This window comes from Paenibacillus sp. FSL H7-0940, from assembly GCF_037979415.1.
Classification (GTDB): Bacteria; Bacillota; Bacilli; order Paenibacillales; family Paenibacillaceae; genus Paenibacillus; species Paenibacillus amylolyticus.
On sequence record NZ_CP150280.1, the window covers coordinates 6,799,147 to 6,813,824 of the forward strand.

Consider the following 14,678-nt stretch of genomic DNA (forward strand, 5'->3'; position numbering starts at 1 on the left):
CTACAGCCCTGCCGTCTGGCAACTTTGTTTCGGCTTGCCTACAGCAATGCAACCTGGCAACACTGTTTCTGTAGACCCACACGCTCCGCATTTGGTAACATGGAAAAACCGTAATACGAAACGTTAAAGGGGTGTCGCCCGGTTTGAACGCTTATGAAGAAATTCGAAAAGGGGAGCGAGGGGCTTGGGTTAGTATCGTAGCCTATCTCGTCTTGTCCGCTTTTAAGCTGATCTGTGGATATTTATTTGCTTCCAGCGCCTTGCTGGCCGATGGTTTTAATAACCTTACAGATATTGTAGCATCCATTGCTGTACTGATTGGGCTTCGGATCTCCCAGAAACCACCTGATTCGGATCATGCCTATGGTCATTTTAGAGCGGAGACGGTTGCTGCTTTGGTAGCTTCATTTATTATGGCTATGGTTGGGCTGCAAGTATTGGTTGAAGCCGTTCGCTCCTGGTATGAAGGAGCCTTTGTTGCTCCAAACCTGTGGGCGGCAGCGGTGGCTGTAGTCTGTGCTGTGGTGATGTTAGGCGTGTACCGTTACAATCACCGTCTGGCAAAACAAATTAATAGTCAGGCTCTGATGGCCGCGGCGAAAGATAATCGTTCCGATGCCTGGGTCAGCATAGGCGCTGCAATTGGAATTATAGGTGCGCAGTTTGGACTTCCATGGCTGGATAAAGTAGCTGCCATTGCTGTAGGTCTGTTGATCTGCAAAACGGCTTGGGAGATTTTTCGGGATTCTACACATCGTCTTACCGACGGATTTGACCAGAAGGAACTGACGGATCTCAGATCCTCCGTAGCACGCGTTCCCGGTGTTGAGATGATCAAGGACGTGAAGGCACGTGTGCACGGCAGTCATGTACTTGTGGATGTAGTCATTGAAGTGGACGGAGGCCTAAGCTTGATTGAAGGCCATCAGATCTGTGACCGTGTTGAAGAGCGGTTGAAGCGATCGCATAACATCATGCATGTACATGTACATGTGGAACCAAAGACGGAAGAAGTCACAAGGAACCCTTGAACAGGGAGTGAACATCTTGGAAAATGAAAAGAGGACAGCCGCGATTGTGCGTGCTGTCCTCTTTACTTATCGTTAGAACGATTATACGATGTTATTGAATGGCAACGTGGATCCACGCTTTGCCTTTCCAAGTGTATACTTGTACCCACTCGCCGCCATCGAATCCATCAACCACTTCACCTGTTGTATCGATGACTTGGGAGCCTAATGCACCGATTGGTTTACCGTTAGGTGCATCATAGAACCAAGTGCGCTCCAGAAGGTTCAGCAACATCGTTGGTGCCAGTACTTCATCACCTGGTTTTACGAGTGGCTCTTCAAACATTTTCTCATCTGTAGTCGTAGCTGGCGTTTCAGTTGTAGTTGAAGTACCTTCTGCACCTGTAGTGTCTACTGTTGTACCTGTTACAGTCTCAGCAGTACCTTCTACTGTTTCTACAGCAGGTTTGTTCACTTCAACAGCCGGAGTTGTTGTTGTCGTTGTTGTAGCCTCAGTTCCTGTTTCCGGAGTTACCGTTCCAGTAACCGCTTCCTCAGCACCTGCAGCGGCAGCCATCGAACCCATCAACGTTAAAGCAGCAGCAAAACTTACGATTTTTTTCATTTTCTTTTCCTCCTCGGTTTGTTATGTAATTTGTTGTCCTGTGTTAAAAGTAACCAAGCAAGCTACCTTATGAATCACAAATTATAACAATATTTTCTTGCATTCTCCAGTGTCAACTGGCTCATATGTGGGTATATAGCAAGCCTGTAAATATCATACTTCAGTGGGATGAAACCGGGTTGGCTATCTCAAAAAGGTCCTGTTTTTTAGGATTCATACGAGAGCGGATTGGAATAAAGCAGAAGGGAGTGCAATACATAATATAGAAAAGTTGACCTATGCCTGAACGCACAAAAGCCAATCGGCTTGGGAGCACGATCGGCTTTTGTATGTATTTCGTTTAGTAAACACTCAGTCATATCAGAGCCTGAGGTTATCGCATTCGGCTGCGTCCCGTAATCAGGGAGATTACGAACAGTACAACAAAGATGAAGAAGAGTACTTTCGCGATTGAAGCAGCTGCTTCAACAATACCGAAGAATCCAAAAATACCTGCTACCAGTGCAATAATTAGAAATAATACAGACCATTTCAACATAAGTATTCATCCTTTCGTATAATTGATTGTGGAGTGAGTTGTGTTCACCTCACCGCCTTGTGTAGTCTAACTTTAACCGAGTGCTAACCGCTTGAAACATTGGTTTTTTTTCCAAGCGAAGGCATATATGAAGGGATATATAATATTGTTTCGTCCGGGAAATCGCCGGGTAACTATAGCAATAACAAACTGATGCACATATGGAAAGAGAGGTTCTTCTATGATCTATCAAATTAGCGTGGCCCTGATTGCAGTGGCATTTGCAGTACTGGTATTCTTTTTAATTCGTACCTTGAAATCCGCTCAGGGTTCTTTGGACAATGTTTCACAGACACTGCAGGAGGTACAGAAAACCATTGATGAACTTAGTTATGAAGTGAAGCAGACGGTAAGACATGCCAATGATATTACGGTGGATGTACAACACAAAATGAAAAAAATTGATCCTGTTATGGAATCTGTTGAGAATCTGGGAGAAGTGTTGAATGAAGTGACGGCAGCAGCCAAACAAGTCTCCACAACGCTGATGGCGAAATTTCAGACCAAACGTAACAACGCTGAACAGACCAAGCATGCTGAAGCGGTTCATGTAACTGCACCGCCTGCTACATCAACGGATCGTACCCTGCAATCCTATGAAGCTACATATAATGGTGAAGCTAAGGGCGGGAAAAACTGGATGAAGTATATTGATGTTGCAGCGAATGTATGGCAACGGATGCGCAAGTAACATGACCGCTTTGTAACCCATGTAGAAGCCTTCAGAGCGGTGATGAACCTGATGAAAGGGTGAGAATCATGATGAAACTACTGCTTGTGATGTTTAGCGTAATTTCTCCCTTTTCCGTTCAACCGGCAGCGGTACCCGCTGCTCACGATATGCAATGGACGGCAATGGAAGAGAAGGCGTCAGAGGTAACTCTGGCTGTTGATCGATCCGAGACTTTCCAGCATTTTCGGACTCTGAATGGCATTTCTCTGGATGACACCATGGATGATTTGTTGGCCCAAAAGGGCCAGCCGGGGCATAAGCAGGAAGATCCTTATCTGGGATGTCCTGAATATCACTTTCATGATGTGAAGGTTGGCTTGTGTGAAGATACGGATGTCATTCAATATGTGCATATCGATGCATCTGAGAATCACATCATGTTAAACGGAAAGAGAATTGAAATGAATATTGAAGCGATCCATCATGCTCTAGGGAAACCTTATTATGTGGCAGAGGACGGAGAAGTGTTTCTCCGTGGAGACCAGGCTCTGAAGGTATATATGAAGTCAGGCTCTCATAAGATTGAAGGCATTGATCTTTTTGATGACACAGTTTCCTAGGATTGGTTATTACCAAATCGTTTCAAACCCATATAGTATGGTTATATACTAAGTAGCTCGATACAGAAGATTAAATCAGAGGAGAGTGGTAACGATGAATTCAACCAATGAGCAAGCTTATGCAAAAGTGGTAGAAAACGGAGTCCAGGCGGTAGAAGCGGTGAAAGAATTGCAGATTACCGGATACCTTGCTGATCAAATCTTTGTTCTCGCCCATGAGAAGGATCGTACAGATCGAATTGCCGATACAGCAGATGCCAAAGAAATTGGTATAAAGGAAGAAGGCGTATTTGATTCCTTGGCGAATCTGTTCCGCTCACGTGGTGATGAACTCCGGGCCAAAATTGTTTCGATGGGCTTTACCGAAGCCGAAGCGGACTTCTACGAGAGTGAACTCGACAAAGGTAAAGTACTCGTTATTGCTAAAAAGAAAGATTAACTCGATAAGTTGAAGTTTGCTGAACATGGACAAGCTTCTGAATCATTTATGTAAAATGCTTAATCAAAAACATAGATAAGGAATGGGGGAAAACCCCATTCCTTATCTATGTTTTTGCAAGTTTGGAAGCGGGATCAGGACGCTGCAAAAACAGGGTGAGTCGCGGGGATATTCCCCTACGATGGTGCCATTTACTGATAGAAGTTTTTTGTTTTTACGATTATAGTTATACTAGGAATTATTATGTCTACTGCCGTTTTGTATGCAAAATTTGTATAATCAACGTTTGTTTTAACCTAATAAGAATCGACAAACCCGGACGCCACAGATAAGGAGATATCAATGAGAATACTTATTGTTGACGACAATCCGACGAATGTCATTATCATTCGAGAAATTCTGAAAAAAGAAAACTATCGTGACATTGTAACGGCGAGTTCCGCCATGGAAATGTTTGAAGTGTTAGGAATTGGGGAGGAAAGCAACGAACTTCGTCCAAGACCGTCGGATATTGACCTGATTTTGCTAGATATGATGATGCCTGAGATGGACGGTATCGAAGCCTGCAGTATTGTGCAGAAATTTGAGAATCTGAAGGATATACCGATTATTATGGTGACTGCCATCGGAGACTCCAAGAAACTTGCCGAAGCATTGGATGCTGGTGCATCTGATTATGTGACCAAGCCGATTAATAAAGTCGAACTGATGGCCAGAATTCGACTCGCACTTCGTTTGAAACAGGAGAAGGATTGGCATAAAGAGCGTGATCAACGTATTCAGGATGAGCTCAAGTTGGCAGCGATGGTCCAAAATGCTGTATTAAGTCCGGCAATTAGGGACCCGTTGTTCCAAGTGCATGCCATCTATAAACCATCCTTTGAGCTTGCGGGTGATCTGTATTCTTGGTACCCCCTTGGGGAAGGTCGTTACGGAGTACTGCTGCTCGACATGATGGGACACGGGATATCTTCATCCCTGTTTACCATGTTTATCGCTTCTGTGTTGAAAGATACGGTTACCACTTATGTGGATCCAGAGAAGGTCATTCAGGAGTTGAACCGTCGTTTTAACCAGCTCCATCTAGAGAAACAATTGGTGCAGTATTATTTCACGGCAATTTATCTGGTCGTTGATACACGGATGAAGCGCATTGATTATGTTAACGCGGGGCATCCACCTGCTTTATTTTTCCGAAACGACGGCAGTGTGACCACATTTGACAGCGTCTGCTGTCCTGTTGGTTTATTTGACAAGATGGATATTGAACCACAAACGATCCATTACGAGGGTGACGGGCATATTGCAATCTATACGGATGGCTTATTGGAAGCTGTTCAGGGCGGGCAGGAGGAGCAACATGAATTCCTGATCGAAAAACTGACCGGCTCACATCAGTGGAATGAAGCGGCCATGCAGGCCATGTTTTTTGACGACGACATTCCCCAGGAGCGGGATGATGATAAATGTCTGGTCTGGATTACTTTGAATAAAGGGGCGGGGGATGAATGAAGATCAGGAATAAACTGCTGATTGGTTTTACCGCTCTGATGGCCATTTTGATCGTGCTCACGTTTGTGAGTTATGAACGGTTAAACAGCAGTAATCAACAGATTGATCAGATGTATCAGGATCGTTATCTCAAAGTAAGGTTCACTTCTGCTGCACGTGGAGAGGTCAATGATATAGCCAAAGTGCTGGCTAACTTGTTATTGAATCCGAACAATTCGATTAATGCTGCTGAGGGTGACCTGAAGGAGATGAAGGATCGGGGGGATGGTTACCTCGCAGAAGTGAGAAACCGGGCAGACAGTGCACCTGAACATCAACTGGTGGATCGTGTGAATACGGCGTGGACCGCTTATACATCTTATGCAACGAGACAGATCAACCTGATGTCCCAAAACCGGGTAGAAGATGCGAATAACTACCGCAATTCAACAGGACTCGCGGTGCAAAAAGAAACTGTGGATAGTTTGAATGCTCTTTCACGTTATCAGGACCAAGAGATTGATGCTGAGATCAAGAACGCTAATGAAGCGTATACGAGAGCAGTACAGATCACGATAAGTATCATGATTGCGGGGTTGTTGCTTGCATTGGGTGTCATTCTGTGGGTGCTGCCGAGTATTACACGGGGTCTGAACACTGTATCTATGATGATTACCAGCTTTGGTAAAGGGCGTTACCGCACAATTAGACGCATACAGGTCAAGTCCACGGACGAGATTGGTCAGATTGCCAGTGTGTTCAAGGATGTATCCAGTGATCTGGAAGAAAAACTGGAGATCGAGAGGGCTTATGTGCAGGCTCAGCAGGATCAAAACTGGATGAGTTCGAACATCGCAAGAGTCCCGGAGCTGCTTCGGGGGATTGGCTCCATTCGCCAAATTTCACAGATGTTTATCAGTGAGTTCACACCTGTGCTTGGTGCTCAGTTGGGTGTCGTCTATCTGATCGATGAGGAGAAACATCCCGACGAACTGAGACGTTACGGTGCATACGCATTTGAAGAGAACGAAGATGTTGGTAAGGAAATGTATCGCATCGGGGAAGGCCTGATTGGTCAAGCCGCGCTGGATATGACACCGATTATTCTGGAAAATACGCCCGAAGATTACGTGCATATTGGTTCAGCTTCAGGCTCAACACGTGCTGCGGGTATCATGATCTATCCTGTCGTGTTTGAAGATGAACTGATTGGTGTAGTTGAAGTGGCTTCCTTTGAAGGTTTCAATGAACTGCACAAGCAGTTATTCACACAACTGATTATGAACCTGGGCGTAATTTTGAACAACGTTCGACGTCGTTTGCGTGTGGAGGAGCTGCTACGTGAATCCCAGGCACTGACTGAGGAACTGCAGGTTCAATCGGAAGAATTGCAGACACAGCAAGAAGAACTTCGTCGTTCCAATGAGAATCTGGAGGAGCAGACAGAGGCGCTTAAACGATCTGAGGAGTTGCTACAGCGTCAGCAGGAAGAACTGGAACATTTTAATACGGAACTCATTGCCAAGACGCGGGCGCTTGAAGAGCAGGTGCGTGAAGTTGAAGAGAAAAATGACGAAATTGAGAAAACGAAGACACAGTTGGAACAGCAAGCTACACAGCTGTCGATGACAAGCAAGTACAAGTCCGAATTTTTAGCGAATATGTCACATGAACTCCGTACACCATTGAACAGTCTGCTCATATTGTCCCAGTTATTGTCGGAGAACAAAGGTGGTAATCTGACTGACAAACAGCAGGAATATGCGCAAACCATCTACATGTCGGGCGCGGATCTGCTGAAGATGATTGATGAGATTCTGGATCTGTCCAAGGTGGACGCAGGTAAGATGGATATCAATTATGAGACCGTACGAATGGAAGAGCTGACCAGCTTTGTTCAGCAGAACTTTGGACCGATGGCGAACAAAAAGGAACTGAACTTGAATATTGATTTCGACAGCGATCTACCGGAATGGGTGTACACCGACAGCCATCGCGTCAAACAGATTTTACGGAATTTGTTGTCGAACGCATTTAAGTTCACCAATCGAGGTTCGGTTAGTCTGATTGGACGACGGATGAAACCGGAAGAACTGCCGGGTTATATGAACACCAATCAGGAATATCTCGGATTCAGTGTAAAAGACACCGGCATTGGTATTCCATCGGACAAGACGGATCTGATCTTTGAAGCGTTCCAGCAAGTAGACGGGACCACAAGTCGGAAATACGGTGGAACTGGTCTGGGATTGTCCATTAGCAGGGAACTGGCACGTTTGCTTGGTGGTGCAATACAGGTGGAATCATCCGAAGGAGAAGGTAGCTGCTTTACTTTATACCTGCCGGATAATCATGAAGAGGAAGCCTTGGCAGAGGAAGGTGCTTCAAGAGAAGCGGCTGTATCCTCAGAGGATCTTTATGAAAAGTCCATCGAAGCACGGACCATGCTTTCAAGTCATCAGTCCATTCTCTCTCCTGATCCGGAGCGTAGCGTGGGTACAGATCTGTCTCCTACCCATACTCCAGATGTTACGCAGATCGAAGATGATCGGGAGAATCTGATGGAAGGTGACAAAATCCTGCTCATCATTGAGGATGACGTGAACTTTGCACATATTTTGATGGATATGGCGAGAGGAAGAGGCTTCAAAGCACTTGTTGCCCTTCAAGGTGATAAAGGACTAGAAATGGCACGTCAATATCTGCCGGATGCCATTATCCTGGATATTCAATTGCCGGTGATGGATGGTTGGACCATTCTGGGCGAACTGAAGAGCAGTTCGGCAACACGTCACATTCCGGTTCATGTGATTTCAGTCATTGATGATATGAAGCAAGGTCTGATGATGGGCGCCATTGCGTATCTGAAAAAACCTTCGAGCAAAGATTCACTGGATAAAGCATTCTCGCATATCAAATCATATACTGAGAATCAATTGAAACGACTGTTGATCGTCGAAGATGATGAAATTCAGCGTAAAGCCATTATTGAATTGATTGGTCATGATGATGTGGCAATCACCGCTGTATCCACAGGTAGTGAGGCATTGAATGAATTACACAGCCAGCGTTATGACTGTATGGTACTGGATCTGATGTTAACGGATATGACCGGGTTTGAGTTGCTCGACCAGATTCGCGATGATGAATATCTGAACGATCTGCCGATTATAATTTATACAGGCAAAGAACTGGATTCCAAGGAAGAAATGAAGCTGCGCAAATATGCGGAATCCATCATTATCAAAGATGTGAAGTCACCGGAACGTCTGCTGGATGAGACGACTTTGTTCCTGCATCGGGTAGAAGCCAATTTGCCGGAAGACAAGCGTCGAATCTTACAGAAACTACACAACAAAGAAACGTTGTTTGAAGGCAAGAAAATATTGCTTGTAGATGACGATATTCGTAACGTATTTGCCCTTTCAAGTGTTCTTGAAGGCTATCGGATGGATGTGACGTTTGCTGAGAACGGCCGAGAGGCTTTGGAGATTTTGGACAAAAATCCGGAATTTGATCTGGTACTGATGGATATGATGATGCCAGAGATGGACGGTTATGAAGCGATGACACGAATAAGACAGATCCCGCAGTTTGAAAAGTTACCGATTATTGCGCTTACGGCCAAAGCCATGAAAGAGGATCGCGGCAAATGTATTGAGGCTGGAGCATCTGATTATGTGAAAAAACCGATCCAGACAGATCAATTGTTATCCTTAATGCGCGTATGGCTGTATTCGTAAGTTCATTATTCGTATGTTCATTGTTTGGGTAATGAAAGACAATACGACGAATACGCAAGTAACAAATGAAGAAGTGGAGAGAACTTATGACACCGTGGGAACCTACCGAGACGGGGGCAGATTTGGTCCGTATGCCGCAAGATGAAGAACGCGAGCTGATCGAGATTGAGTTGCTGTTGGAAGGCATGCACCGTTTATATGGATATGATTTTAGAAACTATGCACTGCCATCCCTGAAACGAAGAATCTGGCATCATGCACATGCTGAAGGTGTTAAGAGCATATCCGGCTTGCAGGAGCGTGTTCTTCATGACCGTTCCGCGTTTGAACGTTTTGTACAGAACTTATCCATCCCTGTAACGGAAATGTTTCGAGATCCTTCGCTTTTCCGTATGTTTCGGGAACAGATTATTCCTATCCTGAGAACCTACCCGTATATCCGAATATGGCATGCGGGATGCTCTACGGGAGAGGAAGTTTATTCCATGGCCATCATGTTGCATGAGGAAGGACTGTATGACAAGGCAAGAATTTACGCAACGGATATGAATGATCGCTCTTTGCAACAGGCCAAAGAAGGCGTATATGGTATTGAGAAAATGAAACTATTTACTACAAATTATTTGGAGGCAGGGGGTACCAGAGCCTTCTCCGAGTACTATACAGCGAAATACAATTCGGTGATATTTCATCCTTTTCTAAGGAAGAACATCATTTTCGCCGAGCACAACCTGGCAACAGACCGGTCATTTAACGAGTTTAATGTTATCTTTTGCCGTAATGTCATGATTTATTTTAATGATGAACTGCGGAACCATGTGCATGGGCTGTTTCATGAGAGCTTGAGCCACTTTGGTATTCTGGTTCTGGGGTCGAAAGAATCGATACATTTTACAGAGTTCAGTGATACCTATGAGCCGTTAGACCGGACCGAAAAAATATACCGGAAGATCAAATAGGGGGTTAGGGTTAGCCATGGGGCTCAATGAACCAATCCACATATTATTGGTAGATGACCGCCCTGAGAACTTGCTTGCTCTTGAAGCAGTTCTGGAATCGGAACAATATAAACTCGTTAAGGCAACTTCCGGAGAAGAGGCACTCCGCTGTCTGCTAAAAGACGAATTTGCGGTTATCGTTCTCGATGTGCAGATGCCTGGAATGGACGGAATTGAGACAGCGAAGTTAATTAAGGCACGGGACAAGTCCAAGGATGTGCCGATTATATTCATCTCTGCCAATAGCAGAGAAGCGGAGCACTTGTTTGCCGGATATTCAGCCGGGGCCATTGATTACATGGTTAAGCCATTTATTCCTCAGATTTTGAAATCCAAAATCGAGGGTTTTGTGGAGATGTTTATCACCAATAAACGTTTGAAGACACAGACCATGCTTCTTCACCAGAAGACACAGGAACTGGAGAAGATGAACCAACAACTCATTCAGGCCAAGGAAGAAGCAGAAATTGCAGCCAATGCAAAGACCGAGTTCCTGGCAATGATGAGTCATGAGATTCGTACACCGATGAACGGAGTTATCGGTATGGTTGATCTGCTGATGGAGACGGAACTGAGGGAAGATCAGAAGGAATATGCAGACATCGTTCGTCGCAGTGCAGATGCACTTGTCACGGTTATCAATGACATTCTTGATTTTACCAAGATGGAATCAGGCAAAATGGAACTTGAAGAGCATCCTTTTGAACTTGTCTCCTGTATTCGGGAAGTGCTGGGATTGTTTGCTGCAGAAGCAGGCAAAAAGAATCTGGAACTGGATTATTTCCTGGAAGATTCTGTCCCTGAATTAATCTATGGGGATATGGCAAGGCTACGTCAGGTTCTCTTGAATCTTATTGCCAATGCAATCAAATTTACAGACCAGGGTGGCGTATATTTGATTGTGTCAGTGAATGAAGAAAAAGACGGACAAATGGCATTGGAGTTTGCTGTTAAAGACACCGGGATAGGTATCGCTTCAGACAAAGTGGATCGCCTGTTCCAGCCTTTTTCCCAGTTGGATACATCCATGACACGTAAATACGGTGGAACTGGCTTAGGACTGGCAATATGTAAGACTCTGGTGGAAATGATGGGTGGACAGATCTATCTGGATACAACAGAGCAACGGGGAGCGACGTTTGTATTTACAATTCAGGCGAAACGTTATGTAGAAACTGAACTGGTCCAGAGGAACGGGGAAGAGAAACCAACGGATGTGAAAAATGAGAATAAATATCCTACGGTATTAATTGTGGATGATCATCCGATCAACCAGAAGTTGATGGCGATTATGCTCGGTAAGCTGGGGTTGCTCTCAGACATTGCTGAAGATGGGCAGAGCGCACTCGATATGGTAAACAGTAGCCGTTATCCCTATGACTATGTGTTTATGGATCTGCAGATGCCTGTGATGGACGGTTTGGAATGTACACGGCGGATTCGAGAGAGTCTGACCCAGTCTAATCAGCCAATCATTATAGCCATGACTGCTAACGTGATGGAAGGTATTCAGCAACGCTGTATTGCTGCCGGCATGGATGATTATATTAGTAAACCGGTGAAAATGGGCAATGTAAAACAGAAAATAGCCCAGTTTCAGAAACAACGACAAATGTTAGACCCAGGCCCTTCAGCCATGAATCAGGCCAATTGAAACATTTTCCAAACTTCTTTCTGATTCACTCGTGCTGAAGTTGGGTTATTAGGTAAGGAAACCATTGATCAGGAGAGAGATGTCTAATGAATACAAATAAAAATGAAAAATTCAATGCAAGAACTGAAACTCAGGACGGCGTGTGCACGGTGTATCTGACTGGCGAACTGGATTTGTCGGTTGCTCCTGACTTCCGCTTGGTGATGGAGCCGCTCGTGGATAACAAGGAACAGGATCTTGTGATTAACATGAAAGAATTGAAGTATATCGATAGTACAGGGATTGGTATCCTGTTATCTGTTCTGAAGGCCAGACATGGAATGGAAGCTCGCTTTGAAGTACAGGAAGTTCCTGCGCAGATTCAGAAACTTTTTGACATGACGGGCATCGCCAAATTCTTTGTCACACAGAAGAATTCCCAATAGGAAAGGATCGAAAAAGGAATGAATGCAGAAGTTCAAAGAGTCACCCTTAATTTACCTGCGACAGCTGATTACGTTGATATTGTAAGACTCAATCTCTATGGAGTAGCATCCAAAATGGGATTTTCCTACGAAGACATTGAGGATATGAAAGTTGCTGTATCCGAGGCCTGTAACAACTCTGTATTGTATGCCTACTCACACGAAGGCGGCATGGTTGAAGTTGTATTCGAAGTGGATGGCGAAACATTGTCCATTATTGTCAAGGACGAAGGTGCCAGCTTCGAGAACATGAACCCTGCTGTGTCACGTGCCGGTCTACACGACAAAGAACTGACGGAAGCACAGATTGGTGGACTTGGGTTCTACCTGATGCAAGCCTTGATGGATGATGTCAGTGTGGAAAGTGAGACGGGCAAAGGTACGAAAGTAGTACTCGTAAAACGTCTTGCAAGAAGTGAGGAGAAAGTATGAATGAAAAAGTGACTCCCCCAGAGTCCATGTCTGAAGCTATAGGTTTGATCTGGGAATACCAGCAGACCCTAGATAATGAAATTGCAACAGTTCTCATCCGTAAATATGAACCAATGGTCAAGATGGCAGCAGGTAAAATCGCTCGGAATCGCCCCGATCTATACGAAGACTTGTATCAGACCGGGCAGATGGCTTTGATTCGTTTGCTTAAGCAATACGATATCAACCTGGGTATTCCGTTTGAACCTTATGCCATGAAGAGCATGATCGGTCATATGAAGAACTACTTGCGTGATAAATCCTGGTATATTCAGGTGCCCCGGAGGATTAAGGAAAAGGGAGCCCTTGTGCAACATGCCATTGATGAGTTAACCGTTAAGCTGGAGCGCTCACCCGGTGTGAACGAAATTGCTGAATACCTTGATCTGACTGCAGAAGAGACAATTGAAGTTCTGGCTGGTCGGGAATGTTACCACTATGTATCACTGGATTCTCCTTTATCTCAGGATGACAGTGCAGCAACATTGGGAGAACTGATCAGTGCAGATGTTAATGACTATGATTCGGTCGAAAAACGGATGGACTTGCAACAGGCATTGGGACAATTGAAGGAACAAGAACAGCAGGTACTTATTCTAGCATTCCAGGATGGCCAATCTCAGCGGGCAATTGCCCAAAAGCTTGGTGTTTCACAGATGAGTGTATCTCGGATTCAGAAGCGAGCTACAGAGAAACTGAAACAGATCATGTCTAATGCTTCAATGTTATGAAAAATGGAACCCTAATGTTGTTGAGTACGGCATAAAGAAGGACACGTCAATGCGCTGAAATGCATACGTGTCCTTTTTGGGATCAAAAAGATATGGGTATGCAATGAAGAACATGAGTGCAGGAGTGGATATTGTGATTGTGAACCAAATCAAGTTGGAAGCTCGCCGTGACAAGTTATCTTGCTCGGACCATTGGCAATGGTGGGATTGGGTTGCGCCTGACACCGATAGCATGAACGATGCGTTGGGGGAGCTGACAGAGGCGTTTCCGGATATGCGGTATTGGCTTCATAAGATTCCGGAAGTGGAATCGAATTATTTGTCCGTCCGTTTCGTGAATGGTACAGAACCAGTCATATTTGGTTCATTGTTGTATGCGGTCAAGAATGAGAGAGATGACAAACGTCAAGATAATCAGATGTTTTTCTATGTCGATCGCAATAACCTGGTTACCTTGAATATGGATGACAATACACGAGGCATTATGAAGACGGATGAACGTGCCCATATGTTACAGCAATGTAGTGAAGCCAGGGACGGGATGTTTGTACTTTTTCGAGCTATACTGCATTACTACCATGTGGGGATGGATCATTTTGAGATGAACCTGCGTGAACTGGAACGGAAGATGGAATCCCGCAATGCCCGAACTTTAATGGACCAGATTTTGGCCGCCCGATTTGAACTGTTATACTGGAGCAATCTGTTTATCCCCTACTCGGAACTGATGGCCGCTGCCCATGAGGCTTATCTCAGTGAAATCAACGAAAATCGATATTTCCAGCAGCTCCAACATCGAGTAGAGCGAATGGAACGTTTGTTTAGTCACTACGAGAAAGAGATCGATACGTTAATCTCCATTGATAATGCGATCTCCGGTGTACGTGGCAATGAGATCATGAAGACGCTGACCATTGTTACTGCTGTGTTCATACCTGCCACGGCAGCTGGCGCGATATGGGGGATGAACTTTGAGAACCTGCCCTTTATCGACAAATCATGGGGAGTTGTACTGGTCCTTGTTGTCATTATCTTAAGCATGATCAGCATGTATGTATGGCTGATGATGAAAGGCTGGACAGGAGATCTGCTCAAAGTGAAATCCTCACAGCCTTCAGCTGAAGAGACAGAGAAAAAAGGAGCAACGGAAAAACGTAAGGGATAGCCTACTGTTGGTTAGTC

At 44.8% G+C, this 14,678-nt stretch carries 14 protein-coding genes; 12 read left to right on the forward strand and 2 right to left on the reverse strand.

The features are described from left to right. The first annotated feature begins 143 nt into the window (after positions 1-143). On the forward strand, positions 144-1,031 hold the full coding sequence (locus MHB71_RS29775) for a cation diffusion facilitator family transporter (protein WP_036606974.1): 888 nt from the start codon (positions 144-146) through the stop codon (positions 1,029-1,031). A 91-nt stretch (positions 1,032-1,122) separates the two neighbouring features. Here the strand turns inward: MHB71_RS29775 and MHB71_RS29780 are convergent, their stop codons facing one another. Both MHB71_RS29780 and MHB71_RS29785 read right to left on the reverse strand, forming a co-directional pair. Next, positions 1,123-1,635 (reverse strand): hypothetical protein, encoded by a 513-nt coding sequence (locus MHB71_RS29780; RefSeq protein WP_340028360.1) that lies wholly within the window; start codon positions 1,633-1,635, stop codon positions 1,123-1,125. A gap of 373 nt (positions 1,636-2,008) precedes the next feature. After that, a complete protein-coding gene (locus MHB71_RS29785; protein WP_017692264.1) occupies positions 2,009-2,173 on the reverse strand; it encodes a DUF1328 domain-containing protein in 165 nt (54 codons plus the stop codon). A gap of 220 nt (positions 2,174-2,393) precedes the next feature. On the opposite strand from MHB71_RS29785, the gene MHB71_RS29790 reads away from it, so the two are divergent. The 11 genes from MHB71_RS29790 (at position 2,394) to MHB71_RS29840 (ending at position 14,661) form a co-directional block, all read left to right on the forward strand. Beyond that, positions 2,394-2,903 (forward strand): DUF948 domain-containing protein, encoded by a 510-nt coding sequence (locus tag MHB71_RS29790; RefSeq protein ID WP_036668007.1) that lies wholly within the window; start codon positions 2,394-2,396, stop codon positions 2,901-2,903. 68 nt (positions 2,904-2,971) lie between these two features. Then, a complete protein-coding gene (locus MHB71_RS29795; RefSeq protein WP_340028361.1) occupies positions 2,972-3,505 on the forward strand; it encodes a hypothetical protein in 534 nt (177 codons plus the stop codon). Positions 3,506-3,599: 94 nt separating this feature from the next. After that, positions 3,600-3,944, forward strand: coding sequence for a general stress protein (locus tag MHB71_RS29800; RefSeq protein WP_017692267.1), 345 nt, complete (start codon positions 3,600-3,602; stop codon positions 3,942-3,944). 342 nt (positions 3,945-4,286) lie between these two features. After that, positions 4,287-5,456 (forward strand): fused response regulator/phosphatase, encoded by a 1,170-nt coding sequence (locus MHB71_RS29805; protein WP_340028362.1) that lies wholly within the window; start codon positions 4,287-4,289, stop codon positions 5,454-5,456. Beyond that, the gene (locus MHB71_RS29810) at positions 5,453-9,178 is read left to right on the forward strand and encodes a response regulator (RefSeq protein WP_340028363.1); all 3,726 of its coding nucleotides are present in this window, start codon (positions 5,453-5,455) and stop codon (positions 9,176-9,178) included. Before MHB71_RS29805 ends, MHB71_RS29810 begins: the two co-directional genes overlap by 4 nt. 86 nt (positions 9,179-9,264) lie before the next feature. Further along, positions 9,265-10,137, forward strand: coding sequence for a protein-glutamate O-methyltransferase CheR (locus MHB71_RS29815; RefSeq protein ID WP_036606984.1), 873 nt, complete (start codon positions 9,265-9,267; stop codon positions 10,135-10,137). Between the two features lie 16 nt (positions 10,138-10,153). After that, positions 10,154-11,830: a response regulator gene (locus tag MHB71_RS29820; protein ID WP_076253595.1), complete on the forward strand. Its 1,677-nt coding sequence runs from the start codon at positions 10,154-10,156 to the stop codon at positions 11,828-11,830. An 86-nt stretch (positions 11,831-11,916) separates the two neighbouring features. Next, complete coding sequence (locus MHB71_RS29825) at positions 11,917-12,255, forward strand: STAS domain-containing protein (RefSeq protein WP_036606989.1); 339 nt, start codon at positions 11,917-11,919, stop codon at positions 12,253-12,255. An 18-nt stretch (positions 12,256-12,273) separates the two neighbouring features. Further along, on the forward strand, positions 12,274-12,726 hold the full coding sequence (gene rsbW / locus MHB71_RS29830; protein WP_036606993.1) for an anti-sigma B factor RsbW: 453 nt from the start codon (positions 12,274-12,276) through the stop codon (positions 12,724-12,726). Beyond that, on the forward strand, positions 12,723-13,496 hold the full coding sequence (locus MHB71_RS29835; protein ID WP_036606995.1) for a sigma-70 family RNA polymerase sigma factor: 774 nt from the start codon (positions 12,723-12,725) through the stop codon (positions 13,494-13,496). Before rsbW ends, MHB71_RS29835 begins: the two co-directional genes overlap by 4 nt. Before the next feature lie 103 nt (positions 13,497-13,599). Beyond that, a complete protein-coding gene (locus tag MHB71_RS29840; protein ID WP_340028364.1) occupies positions 13,600-14,661 on the forward strand; it encodes a magnesium transporter CorA family protein in 1,062 nt (353 codons plus the stop codon). Positions 14,662-14,678 lie beyond the last annotated feature (17 nt).

Coding starts and splice junctions, on each gene's coding strand:
- MHB71_RS29790 (WP_036668007.1), top strand. CDS start 2,394: ATGATCTATCAAATTAGCGTGGCCCTGATTGCAGTGGCATTTGCAGTA.
- rsbW (WP_036606993.1), top strand. CDS start 12,274: ATGAATGCAGAAGTTCAAAGAGTCACCCTTAATTTACCTGCGACAGCT.
- MHB71_RS29815 (WP_036606984.1), top strand. CDS start 9,265: ATGACACCGTGGGAACCTACCGAGACGGGGGCAGATTTGGTCCGTATG.
- MHB71_RS29800 (WP_017692267.1), top strand. CDS start 3,600: ATGAATTCAACCAATGAGCAAGCTTATGCAAAAGTGGTAGAAAACGGA.
- MHB71_RS29810 (WP_340028363.1), top strand. CDS start 5,453: ATGAAGATCAGGAATAAACTGCTGATTGGTTTTACCGCTCTGATGGCC.
- MHB71_RS29785 (WP_017692264.1), bottom strand. CDS start 2,173: ATGTTGAAATGGTCTGTATTATTTCTAATTATTGCACTGGTAGCAGGT.
- MHB71_RS29835 (WP_036606995.1), top strand. CDS start 12,723: ATGAATGAAAAAGTGACTCCCCCAGAGTCCATGTCTGAAGCTATAGGT.
- MHB71_RS29805 (WP_340028362.1), top strand. CDS start 4,287: ATGAGAATACTTATTGTTGACGACAATCCGACGAATGTCATTATCATT.
- MHB71_RS29780 (WP_340028360.1), bottom strand. CDS start 1,635: ATGAAAAAAATCGTAAGTTTTGCTGCTGCTTTAACGTTGATGGGTTCG.
- MHB71_RS29795 (WP_340028361.1), top strand. CDS start 2,972: ATGATGAAACTACTGCTTGTGATGTTTAGCGTAATTTCTCCCTTTTCC.
- MHB71_RS29840 (WP_340028364.1), top strand. CDS start 13,600: ATGAAGAACATGAGTGCAGGAGTGGATATTGTGATTGTGAACCAAATC.
- MHB71_RS29825 (WP_036606989.1), top strand. CDS start 11,917: ATGAATACAAATAAAAATGAAAAATTCAATGCAAGAACTGAAACTCAG.
- MHB71_RS29820 (WP_076253595.1), top strand. CDS start 10,154: ATGGGGCTCAATGAACCAATCCACATATTATTGGTAGATGACCGCCCT.